The following is a 17,324-nucleotide window of genomic DNA, read 5'->3' as shown; positions in this document are numbered from 1 at the left end:
TTATTTATTATTACTTACCATCTGTGGAAGTGGGAGTCCAATCTGTTTTCTATTCCACTTCTGCTTATAGTAATTCTAACCATGAAACAAAAAGATCCGTTTATTCAAATGGTCAGGAAGTGTACCATCCAAAAGGGAATATCTCCCCTATTATTACCAGACAATTCACATTAAAATCCGTTCCATTTATATAAAGAGAGGGCTTGATTATACCTGCCGTATTTCTTATACTCTATGTATAAGGAAACTGTGGCTGTTCAAAATCTACAGGCAGTTACCCAAAAACGAGCCTCTCCTGTGAATGGAACAAAGCACAAAGGAGGGTGCTTATGACAGTAAAAGAAAACAGAGAATACAAGAACAGTATGTTTGTAGACCTATTCTTCGAAGACGCACTGGCGGAAGAGAATGATATCTCGCTATATAATGCACTTCATGATGAACCGCTGCCCGAAGGAACCTTGATACAGAAGATACGCGTAGACGATATCCTGTATCTGAACTTCAAGAATGATGTCTCCTTTGGGGTCGGCGGGAAGGTCATGGTGTTCGGGGAACACCAGTCTACCATCAATGAGAACATGCCGCTTCGGAGCCTGATGTATATCGGGCGGGCGTATGAGAAAATTGTTCCAGTCAGGGACAGGTATAAGAAAAAGCTGGTAAAGCTTCCAAAGCCTGAGTTTTACACGTTCTACAACGGCGAGAAAGACTGGGTAAATGAAAAGGTCCTAAAACTTTCAGATGCTTATATGGTTCAGGATGGTCCCCCTATGCTTGACCTGGAAGTAAAAGTGATCAATATCAATCCGGCCCAGCAGCATAAGGTTCTGGAAAAATGCAGGGTTCTGAAGGAATACGGACAGTTCGTTGATATTTTACGGGATTATCAGGCAAAAGGGGACAGCGATGCCTTCAAACATACCATCGAGCAGTGCATAGATTCCGGTATTCTCGCAGACTATCTAAGAAAGAAAGGCAGTGAGGTGATCAATATGCTGATAGCCGAATATGATTATGACATGGACATCGAGGTACAGCGTGAAGAAGCATATACCGAAGGGCTAAGCCGCGGCAGGGAGGAAGGTCGTGAAGAAGGCCGTAGTGATAAGTTAATTGAACTCTTAAAAAAGAAGCTGTCTAAAGGAAAAAGTCCGGAAGAAATTGCTGATGAACTGGAGGAATCTGTGGACACTATTCAGGAACTTATCGCTTCACTGAAGGAGGACTCTTAAAACTATGTAACAGTCCAAATTCCTAAACTGTTACGAGGTGACTGTTCACAAACACGCCTGTAAAAAGTAACGTTACGAGACTAAACTGTATAAACAGGAAGTCCGCCGCATCTATACAACAAAAATAGAGATGCGGTGGACTTCCTGTTTTGATTAAAAGTCAAACCCTTTAAACTTACATTCTCCACTGTATTTTTTCAGTTCTTCTTTTCCACTTAAGACCCTGACCGTTCCTGCAGCCATAGCCTCCATTTCGAACTCGCCCGGGTATGCAGTTACCGGTGCTATCCATTCACAAGTGTCTTTAATCTGTGACACAAGGTCTTCGTTATAGACCATTCCGCCGCCAAGCAGAATCCCGTCGATTCTTCCATGAAGCACTGCCGCCATCGAACCGATGCATTTCTCAATCTGGTAAATCATGGTATTCCACAGCATCGCTGCATATGGATCGCCGCCTTTTGCACGGCTGCTCACCTCTAACGCATCGGAAATGCCAAGGTGGCTGACGAATCCGCCGCTTCTTGTGCAGAGCTGTTTCACTTCTCCCAGATCCTTGTCTCTGCAATATTTCAGGATATCTGATACCGCAATACTGCCGCATCTTGTTGGCGCCATCGGGCCTTCGCCCCCGACAATGTCATATCCGTCTACCATCTTCCCGCCTCGATGGGCAGAAATCGAGATTCCGCCGCCGATGTGGCAGACGATAAAATTACAGTCTTCATATTTTTTATTCATACTTTCTGCATGTCGGATTGCAGTCTCTTTTAAATTCAACGCATGTAAATGTACGGTCCGGTACACGCCCTTAATCCCCGTCATTCTTGCGAGGTCCTGCAGTTCATCGACATCCGGTGGATTCACCACATAGGCTTTTGCATGGTATAGCCTTGCATATTCATGTGCAATCTGCGGTCCCAGCATCGCCGGATGCTGAACTCCATTTGCACCGCGTACTGCATGATCGAGAACAAGGTCATCCACCTCATAGGTACCTCCGTCCATTGCAAGCAGTCCGCCGCCCCGTCCGACAAATGCGGTGACCCCGTCAAGTGAAATGTTGTTTTCTTTCAATAGCGTGTCGATCGTTTCTTTCCGGTATTCGAGCTGATCGGAGATTGCCGGATACTGTGCCAGCTTTTCTGCTGCATGGTTAACATTCTTAGAAAATACTTTTGTTTCATCTTCAAAAAGTGCAATCTTAGTGGATGTAGATCCCGGATTGATTGTAAATATTTTAAACATACTTATTCTTCTCCTTTTAGATAAAAAGCGCCGCAGCAATGCGGCACTTTTTTAATAATACGGAAATAATTTTAAACGGTTATTACCGGACCTGTCTGGTTTTTCAAGGGTAACTTCGCCTGTCCCGGCCCACTCTGCACCGCGGACAAGCATCGTAATAAAGTTAAAACGGTCAAGAGCCTCCCAGTGTCCGATGGATGTCACAAAGACACGGCCTCTGCCATATTCATTTGTCCAGATTACCGGTGTATACTGGTTGACCCCTTCCATATTTTCAAGCCTTCCGTCCGGAATATCTACCGGGTGGTGCGGCGGTGGAAAACCTGAAACCCTGTAATTTTCAACGTCGTCAAATATAGCTGCCAGTACATGAACGTTTGCTTCAGGATGAATGATCAGATGTGTAAATAAATCATCGAAAACATTCATCCATTTCTTATCAATTCCTTTTGTTACAGGGTGGTTTTCATCCATTGTTTCCACGAAATGGTCATCTTTCGGACAGCGCCTGCACCCTTTTTCCATTGCACAATAGCCGCCCAGAAGTTTTCTCCATTCGTCCGGCCAGTCCGCATCCACCCAAACGGATGAATGATAGAATACGATTCCCTTTCCTTCTGAGACAAAATCATAAACCGCTTTTTCGCTCTGTTCCCCAAACCTCTGTGCCTTGTCTGTAGGCCATGTTTTCCCGTCGTAATCTATAAATATTACGTCGTATGGTTTTAAAAAAGCGGGTGTAATATTACGGAACTCTTCTACAATCGCAACCCGAAAACGGCCGGTCGCCTCCAGAAGCTCCCTCAATCGCTGTGTAATCAGCCGTCCCTGATGCTCTGCAGTCAGCAGGCCGGTTACCAGAAGCACATTTAATTTTTCCAAGTCCTTCTCCTCCTCTACTCATCAAGTTCGAAGAAAAGAGTCGTATATCTTCCCATATCAAAGAATACAGGGCGGACTCTCACTGGAAGTTTATCGGAAATTTCCCGTGCTTTTTTCTTATTAATTCCAAGGATAACGGCATTCATTTCCGGTCCCTCATCGAACTGGACTTCTCCGCAGACATATTTCAGTCCTCTGTCTTCCAGTTCAAGCCTTGCGTTTAATGCTCCTGTAAATACAAATGTTTTCAGCACGCCCTTTCCCGCCAGCGTTGTCCACTCTGTATCGTGATAGCCGCAGGAATTGCAGGCATGATGCGGGGGGAATTCAATTGCTCCACATTCCTTACATTTTTTTGCATAAATGGTTCCTTCCTGTAAGCCGTTCCAGAATTTTTCCACTACATGCTCCGGATTCCAAAATTCTTCCGTGCTGATTCTATTCTGATCCATCCTCATCACCCCCTAAAAGTTAGCTCTTAAGATTGTAGCCCGGACGTTTTGTGCTCCGCCAAATCCTCTTAAGAAAGTATGCTTCGGTCTTTTTTTGATCTGACGTTCTCCGGCCTCTCCACGCATCTGTGTCACTGCTTCAAATACATCCGCCATTCCAGATGCACCAAATGCATGTCCGTAAGAGGTACGTCCGCCATTTGTATTCATTGGCTTGTCACCGTCATATGCCAGCCGTCCGTCAAGAGCATATTTCCAGCCTTCACCCTTCGGTAGATAACCGATCTCTTCTGCCGCAAGGAATGCCGAGGAACCGATAAAATCATTGACGTACAGTAAATCCATATCATCCGCAGTAAGTCCTGTCGCTTCAAAGACCTGGCGCGCTGCCTCTGCTGTCGCTTTTTTCTCCAGATGGGGCACGATTGCATCCAATACGGAAGCCCCCGTCGCCAGTACCTCGACCGGTTTGTCACAGAACTGATGTGCAATTTCTGTCGGCACTACGATACAGCAGGCCGCACCGTCCGCCACGCAGGAATCACTGGAAGTCCTTAAATACTGCGTCATCTTCGGATTGTGCGGGGATCTCATGTATTCCCAGACATCATCATATCCGGCGTCTTTTGCAAGCTTTTCATAAGGAGTCCTGCGAATCGCCCGGGGACACAGTTCTGCCGCCCGCCTGAAATGATACGCCTGATGGTTCAGCACATCATCCACCTGTTCCTGCGTCAGTCCGTTTTCTTTGGCATAGAAGTTGATCCAGTCATCATGGTTCATCCCCGGCCCGCCGCCTAAGTATCTTCCATAAGCCCGGTCAAAAATAGAGTCCAGATCCGGGAACAATACTTCTGAAGTAAGCGCCGTACGCATATGGTCCGGCGTGTTGCCGTCCGGCATACCGGTGCCCTGTTCACTGCAGCCGGAAAGAACGACCTCATAGGCGCCGCTTGCCACCGCAAAGACAGCCTCCTCGAGTGCTATGTATCCTGTACAGCACCCCTCCGAATGTGAGATGGAGCCTTTCCCTCTCATGCCAAACCAGTCGGCAACCTGAAGGTTTGGTGTAATACATCCGTTTAACACGTGCGGATTTGCAGAACCGTGGAAGAAATACTGAACATCCCTCGGCTCCACATGCGCATCTTTCATTGCATCCAGAGCCGCATATCCAAATAACTCACCGTTTGTAAGCCCTTTGTACTGAGGATTGGTAATCCCGTTAAAAAACGGCGTTGCACCGACTCCAACGATGGACACACTCCTCATATTTTTTCCAATTTTCACATTATGTACCACAGTACCACCTCTTACATTTCTTCCATTACAAAGTCTGCCAACTCTCCGATTGTCTTATAATTTCCGAATCTTGCAACCGGGATCATGACATCAAAGTCATTCTCAATAGAAGCACTCATGGCTACCCTCTGTGTAGATGCAACGCCCAGTTCCTCTGCAATGTTTGTGTTTTCATTGATATTTGCCGCATCTGCCTGAAATGCCATTGCCGCATACTCGATCATCTTTGCTACTACTTCTTCTCTTGTCATAATTCTTTCCTCCATTTTTCATCTTCGTTATTTAAAGTTACTATCTCAATGTCAGCCGGATTTTCTGTGGCACAGGATATGAAATAATCGTCAATTCTGGTTGTATACAAACTACAGCACTTTTCTGATTCTTTCGCCTTGTCCCACCCTTCAGCGAATCCGACCCCTTTCAGTTTGAGCCTGGCCTCACACTGGGTCCACATTTGAGTAAACCTCTCATTCCTTGCCAGACCCTCTGTTTTATATAATTCTTCTTTTTGTTTTGTATGGAATACCTTCTTAACAGTTGCTTCATGGAATGGCATGACTTTTTCAATATCAACACCGACCTCGTAATCCGCGATTGCAAGCACAACATAATCCCCACTGTGTGAGATGTTAAAACATGTCTCTGCCGATGCAAGGGAAGGTTTATCATACATGTTGTAAGTAAGCTGTTCATCTTTACTGATGCCAAGGTAGTGTTTCAGCAGATATCCTGTGACAAGCTCCTGAAGGGCATCCTTTTTAATCTTTGATGCTTTGTGCTTCTTCACATAACAGGGTGCAGCCTGTGAAAGTAAATATGCTTCCTTTCCTTCAGCAAGCCGTGCATCTGCGATGATTATTTTCACACTCTCCGCCATCATAACCCCGTCCCTTCAGTTTCACTAACCTCAAAATATGTTATTTGTTTCCCGCAGCACGCACTGCACTGATCACAATGTTTCCTTTGATTTCTGAAACCGGCGCCCCTCTTGAGCAGTCGCAAACCACCTTGTTAAATCCCTGCAGCATCGGTCCGTACGCATCCGCATGGCCGAATGTCTGAATTAATTTCACGGCCGTGTTGCCTACATTCAGGTCCGGCCAGATCAATACGTTGGCTTTCCCTGCAACTTCGCTTTCTCTTAAAACCTTCTTCGCTGCAACCTCTGGTTTGATGGCGGCGTCAAGCTGGAATTCCCCGTCTATTTTTAAGTCAGGGCGTTTTTCCTGTGCGATATGAAGTGCTTCCACAACCTTATCAACCAGCTCGCTCTGGCCGCTGCCAAGCGTAGAGTAACTAATCATCGCGCATCTCGGCTCCCAGTCCAGCAGGCTCTTTACTGTATCACAGGCAGAAACTGCTATATCCGCAAGCTGCCCGGCACTCGGATTCGTGCACACCGCACTGTCGCCCACCGCAAGAAGAGTCCCTTCGCTGCCTTCAAATCCGGGAATATCACAGAGTCCGATACTTGATACGGTGCTGATTCCCGGCTGTAAGCCGATGATCGTCTGCCCTGCAATCAGCACGTCACCGGTTGTATTATCAATTCCGGCAAATGTCACATCCGCTTCCCCCACAGCCTGCATCACCATCGCAAAATACAGCGGATTCTCCATACGCCTTCCAACAGCCCTCTCCTTAAGAAGCGTTCCCGGAAGTGCAACATAATCAGCAATTAATCTCTGTCTGTATGTTTCTTCCTGAATATCAACAATCGTAAATACTTCTGTCTCATATCCTCTTTCTTTACACAGCGCGTTTAATTCAGCCGCATCACCTACAAGGATTGGCCTGATAAAGCCTTCTTTTCCAGTCTCATAGGCAGCCTGCATCATCTTTTCATTTGCCGCCTCCGGAAAAGCTACTCTCTGAGGATTTACTTTTGCTTTTTCATAAATCTGGTCCAATACTCCCATAAAAATCCCTCCGGTTCTTACACGGCCTGGTCGGCTTTGATCAGCGCCTGCATAGCGTCGACAGCCTCCTGCGGCATTGGTTCATAATTACCAAGAAGTCTTGCATAATACTCTGTGATTGCCATTTCCTCTGTATATACTGTAGCTGCCATCGCCGCCTTCATATCTTTTCCACAGCAGAACATTCCGTGGTTCTTGATTAAGCAGGCTCTGCCATCTTCCCCTAAAGCTTCTGCGACTTTTTCTGCCAGATCGTTGCTTCCCGGCATTGTGAAAGGCACTACCCGAACCGGCACGAATTCACACTGCGGCGGTGTTGTTGCCTTAATTTCACCGTCTCCCATTGCCATGATTGTTGCGAACATTGCATGAGTATGTACGGTTGCTTTCACATCCGGTCTTGCACGCAGAACAGCAGTATGCATCGGCACTTCTGAAGATGGCTTGTAGGGTCCGTCCAGCCATTTGCCGTTTAAGTCTACAATTGCAATGTCTTCTGCTTTCATTGTGCTGTAAGCAATACCGCTCGGGGTAATTGCAACAACATCCTCATCGTCATCACGAAGCGCAATGTTCCCTGATGTTCCTTTGATCAGCCCCTGGTTTACTGCATCTAAAATAGCGTCTAATACAATTTTTCTAATTCTTTCATATTTCATCTCTTTTTTTCCTTTCTTTTCTTCCTTTTTATCACACCCGCAGTGCTGCGTAATATGCCTGGTTCGTTGCCTGATAAATCTGTCCCACATTACTGCAGTCTCCTACAATGTAATATTCATCTGCACATTCGCAGAGTGCATCTACTTTGTCATACGGGGATCGGAATCCCAGTGCACAAACGACAGAGTCTGCTTCTACCACAAATTCTTCCCCGTCACGTTCACACAGAACCCCTGCCGGAATGATTTCTTTTACTTTGGTATTCACATAAATGTCGGCAGACTTTTCTACCTCTGTCATCAGTCCCCCGCGGTAAAAGGAATTGACTTCCTCTGCCACTGCAGGCTTCATTTCGATAATCGAGCACTGTTTCCCTTCATGGCTAAATGATACTGCCGCCTCACTGCCTACCAGTCCGCCGCCCATGATTGCCACTCTTCTGCCCAGTTTTTCCGGTTGTAATTCCGCGTCAACCGCCATGATCACATGAGGAAGGTCAATGCCTTTAATCGGCGGGCGCAGTTCGTTCGATCCAATCGCCACAAACAATGCATCCGGAGCAAACGCTTTTACATATTCAGGTGTCACTTCCGTATTCAATACTACCGTCACACCGGCTTTTGCTACGCGCGCCTCAAGTACATGGGCAAATTTCAGAATGTCTTCTTTAAAATAAGGTGCTCCTGCCGGATGCAGATTGCCGCCTAATTTTCCAGCCTTATCCACAAGTGTCACTTCGTGGCCGCGCTCTGCCAGCGTGACAGCCGCCTGCATGCCTGCGGGCCCGCCTCCTGCTATCAGAACCTTTTTCTGTTTCTTTGGTGCTGCCTTTCCATATTTAGCAGGCAGCTGCTGCCCCATTGTCGGATTCACAGTACATTTCAAAGTCTCGCTCTTAGATGTCTCACCAAAACATTCATAACAGCGCAGACATGGGGTAATATCATCAGCTTTATCTTCCAGTGCTTTTTTAGCAAGGTAAGGATCTGCGAGAAGTGCACGCCCGATCTCCACGATATCTGCCTGCCCGTCTGCTATAATCTGCTCCATCTGGGCCGGATTATTTAAAGAACCTACACAGGCAACCGGTTTATTCACCTGTTTCTTTATCTCTGCCGCGAGATATACATTGACGCCGCGGGGATAGAATGCCGACGGGTGTGTCCTGCAAAACAGTGCAGGGTCTTCATGGTTTCCGCAGGATACATTATACAAATCAACCTTGTCCTCTACCATTTTGGCAACTTTTATGCAGTCTTCCATTCCAAGGCCATTCGTACTCAAATCATCTCCCGAAATACGGATTTCAATCGGGAAATGAGGTCCCACGCCTTCTCTTACTGCATCAAGGGCCATAAGAAGAAATCTCGCACGGTTCTCCAGAGAACCACCGAATTCATCCGTCCTCTTGTTAAAGGCCGGGGATAAAAACTGAGAGAATAACCACCCATGCGCCGCATGGACCTGTACCATATCAAACCCACAGTCCTTGCAAAGCTTTGCACTTGTTTTATAGGATTCTACGATTTCAAAAATCATCTCTCTCGGCATTTCCTCTACTTCGCCCGCAGGCATTGTCATCCGGCTTGGTCCATAAGCAACGGCCGGACGGTCCTGATCTCCTCCGACGCTTGCAAGACCACCATACATACCACCGTGGGAAAGCTGGATATTAGCATAGGCCCCGCCATTGTGAATCGCCCTTGCAACCTGCGCCATCCCCTGTTTTACCCCGAAAGAATCCAGCTGAAGCTGCTTATTATGTGATTTTCCCGTTGCAGAATGTACAATCGCTTCTCCATAGGTAACCACACCTACCCCGCCTTTCGCCTTTTCTTCCAGATATGCTGTCATTTCCGGTGTGAAATGCCCTTCCGTTGTAATCATGCTCGGGCTTGTCGGCGCCGCGATGATCCTGTTTTTCATCCGTATGTTTCCGATTCTGACCGGCTCAAACAGATGTGGATATTTTTCTTTTCCTCTAGCACACTTTCCTGCCATATCTGCCTCCTCTATTTTCTTACTTTCCAGATATACTTTCTCGGTTCTCCCTTTAAGTACGCAATGACCTCGTCACCCATCATGGTTCCTGACCAGTTGTCAACATCCGTTGTAAGTCCGGCCATATGCGGTGTACACACAACGTTTCTCATAGAAAGCAGTGGATGGTTTGCCGGTACCGGTTCTTCCCAGTACACATCTATCGCGGCTCCGCCAATCTCTTTATTCTGAAGTGCCTCAACCAAATCCTTCTGGTCAATGACTGCTGCCCTTGCCGTATTGATTAAATATGCAGAAGGCTTCATTTTGGAAAACCATTCTTTGTTTACCATTGCCTTTGTGGAAGGCAGAACCGGCAGATGGATGCTGACCATGTCACTTTCAGAAAGCATCGTGTCAAGTTCCACAGCCTTCGCCCCGTCGGCTTCCACCCTGTCGGCCGGCATATACGGGTCATAGGCCAGAACTTCCATGCCGAATGCAAGGGCCCTCACTGCCACTTCACGCCCAATTGCGCCATATCCTGCGATTCCCAGTTTTTTCCCGTATAATTCAAAACCAATCCCGTAATCCGTAAACGGATGATTCTCATCCAGCGGGCCAAACGTAACATTCTTTACATCCGGCACATCGTAAATATTATCCTTCGCAGGACCGGTATGCTCACCCTTCGACAGACCGGTACAGCTCAGTGTCAGGTTCCTTGCCGCCGCTATCATGAGTCCCATGTTAAACTCCGCGACTGCCACACGGTTTCTTCCCGGTGTGTAAGATAACTCCAGACCTGCCGCCTGAATTGCATCATGGTCAACCGTTGCAGGCGTTCCTTTTGCAACCCCCATAAACTTCATCCCGGATTCCGCCCAGGCTGTAATTGTGTCTGCACCTGCGTATTCATCACCGAGTACTACGATTTCATGCCCCATGCATTCCTCTTTTGTCATATCTTCTGTTACGTTTCCTTTGCCATGCTTTAATTCACCGCAAATCGTGATTTCACACTGCTCTTTGATGATTTCCATCTGTTTTTCCGGAATGGATGTGCATAATGCTAATGTTTTTTTCATATTTTTTCTCCTCTTCTTTTATTTTCACTGCGGCATGTAATCAGGCATCCAATCAAAGCCGAAACAGCCATGCCTGCTGCCGCAATTTTAAACACATTTGAAGTACTTATATTTCCAAAAACTAGTTTTGATATTGAATTTAAAATACTTGGCGATACTAATTGGCCAAAGCTCATTGCACAGGTGAAGCACGCAGATGCCATAGCTGTCGCAACCGGTTGAACGGCATTCGCCACCTCCACCATCGCCTGCGGGATAAACATCCCCTGCGAGAATCCGCAGAACACCGACGCAGCTATGAGGACCGGCAGATTGGACGGAAAGAGTATTAAAAGGACTGCCCCGATCAGAAAGCTTATCATTGCTGCCGGAAGAGTCGCCTGCTTCGTCACCCGTACAACCCTGCCAAGAATCAGCCCCATGACGATCTGTGCCCCCGAGAAAATCCCCGTCAGGATACCGGATACTGAACTGTCCCCTGCCAGTGCCTCACTTATGTGCATTGCGATGTTCGTCGTAAATGTAATCAAAAACATAAATTCTAAAAATCCGAGAAATGCAATCTGGAATACCCGTTTATTTAACCGGATTCTCTCCGTCTTTGTTACCTTAGCCGTCCCCGTATCGGGAAGCATAACTGCAAGTACGATGAAGGAAAGAAATCCTATGATATTTGTTATGTAAGAGTAGGTAAATCCAAAGCTTCCCAGCTTCCCGCCCGCTGTCGTGATGATTACCATCCCCATGCCGATGCTCGCCGCCTGTATTCCCATGACGGAAACCCGCTCATTCCCTTCAAAAAACTCTGCCACAACGGCTGTGTTCAAGGTACAGGCCAGTCCCAGTGCAACTCCGTACAATGTACGCGATACGAATAGCAGCCAGAAGCTGTCCGCCAGATATGGCAGAAATCCGGTAATGCCTGCGACCAGAGCGGCAAAAAGAAGCAGCTTTTTCTTACTGATTTTTACCACTAATCCCCCGGAAACCAGCGCTACAATCATAGAGAGCAGTGCCGGCGCCGTAATCAGCATCTGTACCAGCGACACATTGATATCGGAATAATGCTCCTGTATCTGCCCCAATACCGGTGAAACACAATACTGCAGCCCCTGTATGAACGAAATTGCCACAACAGCAAGGATGATTTTCATTTTCTGTGATTTATTCAATGTCTGCATTCCCTTCTATTGTATGTCTTCCTTAATATGCTTTCTTCAAGATGCCAAGGATATCTTCTTTTGTAATGTTTTGTCTCGGATTAAAGCCAAGGACCGGCTCGTGAAGAACATCTTCAGCCAGCATCTCGAAATCCTCTTCCCTGATCCCCTGCTCTGACAATGTTTTGATGCCTAATTCTTTCGTAAGCTTTAAGAGCTCGTCTGAGAGAAGATATTTATCGGTATCAATATTCCCTGTTACAGGAAGATCAATCGCTTTAGCCAGTTCAACCATTTTCTCCGGACAGCTTTCCGCGTTAAAAGCCATAACATACGGCAGAACCGTTGCATTTGCCATCCCGTGGGCAAGTTGGAAATGTGCACTTAACGTATGGGCAATCCCGTGTACCAGCCCCAGGTTTGCATTGGAAAAACCAAACCCGGTGATGACGCATCCAAGCATCATCTGTTCCCTTGCCTCCATGTTCGAGCCGTCTTTCACGGCCGCCGGCAGATTACTGTAGATGATTTTCAGTCCCTGTAAGGAATGAAATTCCGTTAACGGGGTCGCCATATTTGAAATATAACTCTCAACTGCATGTGTAATCGCATCCATTCCTGTCGAGGCGGTTACCGATGCAGGCATCGTCTTTGTGAACTCCGGGTCAATGATGACTTTGGATGGAACAAGCTTATTGTCGATGACTACATACTTTAGCACTTTTTCCGTATCAATCAGGGCGCTTACGTTGGTAATCTCACTGGATGTCCCTGCCGTAGTCGGAATTGCGATTAATGGAAGTAGTTCATTTTCCACCATGCCGATTCCGCCGTATCTGCCGATCGGTCCGGGATTTGTCATCAAAACATCAATCGCCTTTGCAAGGTCAATACTGCTTCCCCCGCCGACTGCCACGAATGCGTCTACATTTTCACGCTTCGCAATCTCAGCCGCTTCTTCCACGATTTCATTCGTAGGGTTTGGAATCACCTTATCAAAAATTACAATATCCACATCCGCTGTTTTCAGGTTTTCAAGCACGGTATCTGCAATACCTGCAAATTTTACCCCGGCATCATAAACAAGCATCACTTTCTTTGCTTTACAGCCCTTTACTACTTTCGAGAGTTCTTTTACAGAGTCTCTGCCAAATGTGATATCGCTTTTTACAAAAAATTCAAATGCCATAGTCTGTCTCCTTTTTCTGGTATCATTTTTTCTAAGTACAATGGTAACTATTTTCCCGCTGTGTCTCAAATCCACTTTTTCCTCTTTAAAGAGGAAATATTTTCTGTTATTATAAATCTGTAATCTCTGTTCAAACCTATGGGCAGACACACTGTAAGTCCATGAAAAGGAGTTTTATATGGAATCTATCACATTGTCTTTAAGGCAGCGCAAGCTTTTGAACCTGATACAGAATCAGACCTCACATATTACCGGACAGACATTAGCCAAGCAGCTCGGTGTTTCCCCCCGCACTATACGCAACGATATTGTTGAAATCAATCAGGCCCTCACTGCCTGTGGCGCCAGAATATCTGCCGAACGTAGCAAGGGGTACTTTTTAGAATGCCCAGATATGAAGTCCTTTCAGGAGCAGTTTAAAACAGACGACATGTTGTCAACCAGAGAGGACCGTATCCGGTATCTGACTTTCCAGCTGTGCCTGTCAGAGGTCCCATTGAACCAATATGATTTGGAAGATGAAATGTATGTAAGTAAAACCACACTGGACAATGATATCGCGACACTGAAGAGACTCTATGTTCTTTCCGATCCCCATATAAAATTAAAACACATTGACAACACATGGGAATTCGAGCATTGTGAGTCAAAACGCCGTGCAATATTAAACCAGTTGTTCCACGATGACTGGAATTACAACACCACGGGAAATGCCTATTACAATTATCATTTTCTGGATGAAGATATCATGAATCTGATTATGCAGATTACTGCCAGACATTTATATAACTGCCATTTCCAGATTGAAGATGCAAATCTGGTATCACTTAATCTTTCACTTGCGATTATGTATTACCGTATGCTGTCCGGACATATTCTGCCCGGGGAGCCTGCTTATACGGATATCAATGACAACGTATTCAGCCTGTGTACGGATATATTCGATTCTATGGAAGAGGTATTTTCCTGCAGCTTTCCTCCTCAGGAGAAACAGGCCATTTACCGGCATCTGTGCGACAGCCATTTACTGGATGCATCAAAATTGAATTTTAAAACGGTGGCCGATTATTTTGACCCGCTATTTCTTGAAATGGCAGACTGCTATTTAAAAAAAGTCCGCGCGACCTTCCATATTGATTTTTCTGATGATGAAGATTTCTACATTACACTTTTACAATATCTTCGTTACCTGAAATCACCCGGTCATATATTCAATGCACAGGGGAATATCAATCTGATCCGGAAGAATCTTCTGGTTGACTCTGAAATCGCTTATCTGATGCAGCCGGTGGCGTTGGAATATCTGGGTTATTACCTGAATGAAAAAGAGCTGATTTATCTGACATTCTGTATTTCCGGCGCTCTGGAAGGTTACTGGACATGCCATCCGGAAAACCGCATACGGACCGTCATCTGCTGTCACTTGAATCTGCCGGCGATCTGGGCGATTAAGAGAAAAACGCTGGGTGCCTTCGGCAATTACATCAACATCACTGCCCTGCTGCCCGTGAATGCACGAAGCGCCTTTAATTTTCAGAATACAGACCTCGTTCTGACAACCGTCCAGAAAAAGATAACAGATCATCCGGGCACACAGGTTTTACGCATCTCCCCTGATATGCTGCCGGAGGATTATTTCCGTATTCAGAAGGTAGTATCCGACAACTGCATGAAGTTCCTCTTTAAGAACCAGCCCCAGTCCCTGTCCAGTCTCCTGCCTGACGCCTACTGGCATGAAAACATAAGCGTAACCGAAAGATTTCCGGTTATCGAATACCTGTGTGAAGATTTTATCCGCGATGGACTGGTAACCTCTGAGTTTCTGGAGGACATCTTAAGAAGAGAGTCCACTTACACATACGGATTCCAACCCGGGGTATTATTTTTGTATTCTCTTAAACCGGCTGAAAAAACACAGCTTTCAGTCGCAACCTTAGAGCACCGAATCCTGTGGAAATCCAACAAAATCCGGGTTATAATCATGGCCTGCTTCGACGCGTCAAGCCAGCCATTACTCCTGAAGCTGCTACAGGAAATATATGTTGAACATGACAATACTGACTATTTCCGCAGGGTACATACCAAAGAGGAATTGTTAAACTTTTTCTCAACCCCAAAAAACTGCGAAGAGTGAGGGAGCGAGTCTTCGCTTTGAAGACGGAATGGGGGACACCTGTGGTGGAATGGGACGAAGCCCTGACGGAAGCATGGGGCCTGTTTGAATACTGTACGTTCGCTAAGCAGCAGTAAGAGGATACACGCAAAATCAGGCGGCACCGCCCGCATTCAATACCTAATCTGATGATTAGGCATCTCAGGCGGTCTGAAAAGTGAATTTGGTAATTCACTTTTCTCCGTCTGATTTTGTGTGTATCCTCTAACTGCTGCTAAGCTCACTCTATGTATTCCAAACAGGCCCCATGCTTCCGTCAGGGCTTCGTCCCATTCCACCGCAGGCTGGTTCATCCGGGCGGCAGGAAAGACTCATTTCCCTGTAGGGACTCAAACCCGTATGCAGCTGATGTGTCCTTACTATAATTTACTTTGCAGATGGCAGTGGGATGTATGCTCTCTATCTTCGTTCAGCTGTCAATGATGTTAGGTATATTACCTAAAGGCCACTTGCAGATATGATTTAGAACGGGCAACCCATACAAATACGCTGCATCTGGTTCGGAATCCCCTCTGGGGAACGGGTCTTTTCCTGCCAGCTGGATGCACCAGCAAAGTGAAAGACGAGTCTGCCGGGCATCGGGGCCTTCCCTGCTGTTTCTAAATCCATAAAGTGCACTTAGAGCCCGTTAGGGAAAAATCGGAGAAAATAGAGGGCAGAATTTGATGTCCGCATCAAATTCTGAAGACGCCTGCGGGGCAAAATCATCAAGATTTTGGCCCAAATGCGGCTGGTACCTCTATTTTCTCCGATTTTTCCATTACGGGCTCTAAGTAAACGGTCAGGATCTAGAAACAGCAGGGAATGCCCCGATGCCCGGCAGACTCGCCTTTCGCTTTGCGTCCCCCCATCCGTCAACAAAACTAAAGCCCGTTAACTTATATCCCAGGGATGGAGTACCACCTTGATTGCGTCACCTGATTTTGTCAGCTGGATCCCTTCGTTGATTTTATCCAGAGGCAGTATATGTGTGATGAATTTCTCCGTCGGGAACGTCGGTGAAATCGCAAGCTGGTATGCTCTCTTAGACTGGCTGTAGGAGGCCCCGAAATGTCCTTTTATCCAGATATTGTTGTAATGGATCAGATTGCAGTCCAGTTCTGTCATGGAGCCTTTCGGGACTCCGCCGAAGAATACGACAAGCCCGCCTTTTTTTACCATGTGGATGCTCTGTGTCTGTGTTGCATTGGCAGGCGTGGCTGAGATGACTTTGTCTGCACCTTTTCCGTTTGTCAGCCGTTTGACAGCCTCAATGGGATCTTCCACGGAACTGTTGACGGTAACATCGACTCCAAACTGTTTTGCCATTTCCAGACGTGTATCGTTCAAATCGATCATAATGACTTTCTGGGCGCCCCTGATCTTTGCCAGCTGTGCCATGAAACATCCGATCGGACCTGCGCCGATAATAACCAGCACATCCGGATATTCCACCTTTACGTTTTCAAGACACGCAAAGACAGAGGTCAGTGGTTCTCCAAGACTCGCCGCCTCGAATGAAACATCCTCAGGAATCTCATAGATTCCGCCCCTCCGGATTTTTTCCCCTTTTACTGCCACGTATTGTGCAAAACCACCGGTTCCCGCAAGAGAGGCTACCTCTTTGTTGGAACAGTTTTCACTATGACCGCTGATGCATTCCTCGCATTCCATACAATAGGTTCCCGGAAATAAAAATAAACGGTCTCCCGTCTGATACTTCGTCTCTTCTTCGCCGACCTCATCCACGACACCTACTATTTCATGTCCATAAATAAACGGGTAGTTTCCTTTCCTTGAGTCACTTGTCAGATTCCGGATATCGGAGCCGCACAGGCCAACCGCCATGATTTTCAATATAAGCCCGTCCCTGGGACACGCCGGTTTTTCCACAGATTCCACCCTTATATCATTCGGTCCGTACATCACTGCCGCTTTCATTTCCATATTATCTTCCTCCTGTCATTTTCTGCTTACAGTATAAAATTGCATCCCCGCAGAAGCAATTTTTATATTGCCGTTTTGTTACGGCAATTTGTGTTTTGAGAAGTTGATAC

General features: G+C 46.5%; 16 protein-coding genes. 2 read left to right on the top strand and 14 right to left on the bottom strand.

The window, feature by feature from the left end:
• Nucleotides 1-329: 329 nt before the first annotated feature.
• Nucleotides 330-1,235 carry a hypothetical protein gene (locus A8806_RS12205; protein ID WP_109731479.1) on the top strand — a complete coding sequence of 302 codons (906 nt, stop codon included), beginning with the start codon at nucleotides 330-332 and terminating at the stop codon, nucleotides 1,233-1,235.
• A gap of 153 nt (nucleotides 1,236-1,388) precedes the next feature.
• Here the strand turns inward: A8806_RS12205 and buk are convergent, their stop codons facing one another.
• From buk to A8806_RS12145, 12 genes are read right to left on the bottom strand one after another with little or no spacing between them, the layout of a single operon-like run.
• On the bottom strand, nucleotides 1,389-2,489 hold the full coding sequence (gene buk, locus A8806_RS12200; protein WP_109731665.1) for a butyrate kinase: 1,101 nt from the start codon (nucleotides 2,487-2,489) through the stop codon (nucleotides 1,389-1,391).
• A gap of 45 nt (nucleotides 2,490-2,534) precedes the next feature.
• Nucleotides 2,535-3,365, bottom strand: coding sequence for a ThuA domain-containing protein (locus tag A8806_RS12195; RefSeq protein WP_109731478.1), 831 nt, complete (start codon nucleotides 3,363-3,365; stop codon nucleotides 2,535-2,537).
• A gap of 14 nt (nucleotides 3,366-3,379) precedes the next feature.
• Complete coding sequence (locus tag A8806_RS12190; RefSeq protein WP_109731477.1) at nucleotides 3,380-3,817, bottom strand: Zn-ribbon domain-containing OB-fold protein; 438 nt, start codon at nucleotides 3,815-3,817, stop codon at nucleotides 3,380-3,382.
• A gap of 12 nt (nucleotides 3,818-3,829) precedes the next feature.
• Complete coding sequence (locus A8806_RS12185; RefSeq protein ID WP_109731476.1) at nucleotides 3,830-5,119, bottom strand: thiolase family protein; 1,290 nt, start codon at nucleotides 5,117-5,119, stop codon at nucleotides 3,830-3,832.
• 11 nt (nucleotides 5,120-5,130) lie between these two features.
• Complete coding sequence (locus A8806_RS12180) at nucleotides 5,131-5,370, bottom strand: acyl carrier protein (RefSeq protein WP_181368690.1); 240 nt, start codon at nucleotides 5,368-5,370, stop codon at nucleotides 5,131-5,133.
• The gene (locus A8806_RS12175) at nucleotides 5,367-5,999 is read right to left on the bottom strand and encodes a 4'-phosphopantetheinyl transferase family protein (RefSeq protein WP_109731474.1); all 633 of its coding nucleotides are present in this window, start codon (nucleotides 5,997-5,999) and stop codon (nucleotides 5,367-5,369) included. Before A8806_RS12175 ends, A8806_RS12180 begins: the two co-directional genes overlap by 4 nt.
• 37 nt (nucleotides 6,000-6,036) lie before the next feature.
• Nucleotides 6,037-7,038, bottom strand: a complete 1,002-nt coding sequence (locus tag A8806_RS12170; protein WP_109731473.1) for a phosphate acyltransferase — start codon at nucleotides 7,036-7,038, stop codon at nucleotides 6,037-6,039.
• A 17-nt stretch (nucleotides 7,039-7,055) separates the two neighbouring features.
• Nucleotides 7,056-7,697 (bottom strand): class II aldolase/adducin family protein, encoded by a 642-nt coding sequence (locus tag A8806_RS12165; protein ID WP_109731664.1) that lies wholly within the window; start codon nucleotides 7,695-7,697, stop codon nucleotides 7,056-7,058.
• A 31-nt stretch (nucleotides 7,698-7,728) separates the two neighbouring features.
• A complete protein-coding gene (locus A8806_RS12160) occupies nucleotides 7,729-9,699 on the bottom strand; it encodes an oxidoreductase (RefSeq protein WP_109731472.1) in 1,971 nt (656 codons plus the stop codon).
• A gap of 11 nt (nucleotides 9,700-9,710) precedes the next feature.
• A complete protein-coding gene (locus A8806_RS12155; RefSeq protein ID WP_109731471.1) occupies nucleotides 9,711-10,766 on the bottom strand; it encodes an NAD(P)-dependent oxidoreductase in 1,056 nt (351 codons plus the stop codon).
• Nucleotides 10,763-11,947 carry an MFS transporter gene (locus A8806_RS12150; RefSeq protein ID WP_242996066.1) on the bottom strand — a complete coding sequence of 395 codons (1,185 nt, stop codon included), beginning with the start codon at nucleotides 11,945-11,947 and terminating at the stop codon, nucleotides 10,763-10,765. The genes A8806_RS12155 and A8806_RS12150 overlap by 4 nt, the downstream gene beginning before the upstream one ends.
• A 22-nt stretch (nucleotides 11,948-11,969) precedes the next feature.
• Nucleotides 11,970-13,115, bottom strand: a complete 1,146-nt coding sequence (locus A8806_RS12145) for an iron-containing alcohol dehydrogenase family protein (protein WP_109731470.1) — start codon at nucleotides 13,113-13,115, stop codon at nucleotides 11,970-11,972.
• 178 nt (nucleotides 13,116-13,293) lie between these two features.
• Here A8806_RS12145 and A8806_RS12140 point away from each other — a divergent pair, with 178 nt between their 5' ends.
• Nucleotides 13,294-15,249: a BglG family transcription antiterminator gene (locus A8806_RS12140; RefSeq protein ID WP_109731469.1), complete on the top strand. Its 1,956-nt coding sequence runs from the start codon at nucleotides 13,294-13,296 to the stop codon at nucleotides 15,247-15,249.
• A gap of 501 nt (nucleotides 15,250-15,750) precedes the next feature.
• Here the strand turns inward: A8806_RS12140 and A8806_RS26210 are convergent.
• Nucleotides 15,751-15,897, bottom strand: a complete 147-nt coding sequence (locus tag A8806_RS26210; RefSeq protein ID WP_181368689.1) for a hypothetical protein — start codon at nucleotides 15,895-15,897, stop codon at nucleotides 15,751-15,753.
• A 264-nt stretch (nucleotides 15,898-16,161) separates the two neighbouring features.
• On the bottom strand, nucleotides 16,162-17,214 hold the full coding sequence (locus A8806_RS27005; protein ID WP_207657861.1) for a zinc-binding dehydrogenase: 1,053 nt from the start codon (nucleotides 17,212-17,214) through the stop codon (nucleotides 16,162-16,164).
• Nucleotides 17,215-17,324 lie beyond the last annotated feature (110 nt).

Origin of the sequence: Faecalicatena orotica (genome assembly GCF_003149245.1) — a bacterium.
GTDB classification, from domain to species: domain Bacteria; phylum Bacillota; class Clostridia; order Lachnospirales; family Lachnospiraceae; genus Faecalicatena_A; species Faecalicatena_A orotica.
The sequence above is the reverse complement of the archived record's forward strand: the minus strand, read 5'-3'. Positions and strand labels throughout refer to the sequence as shown.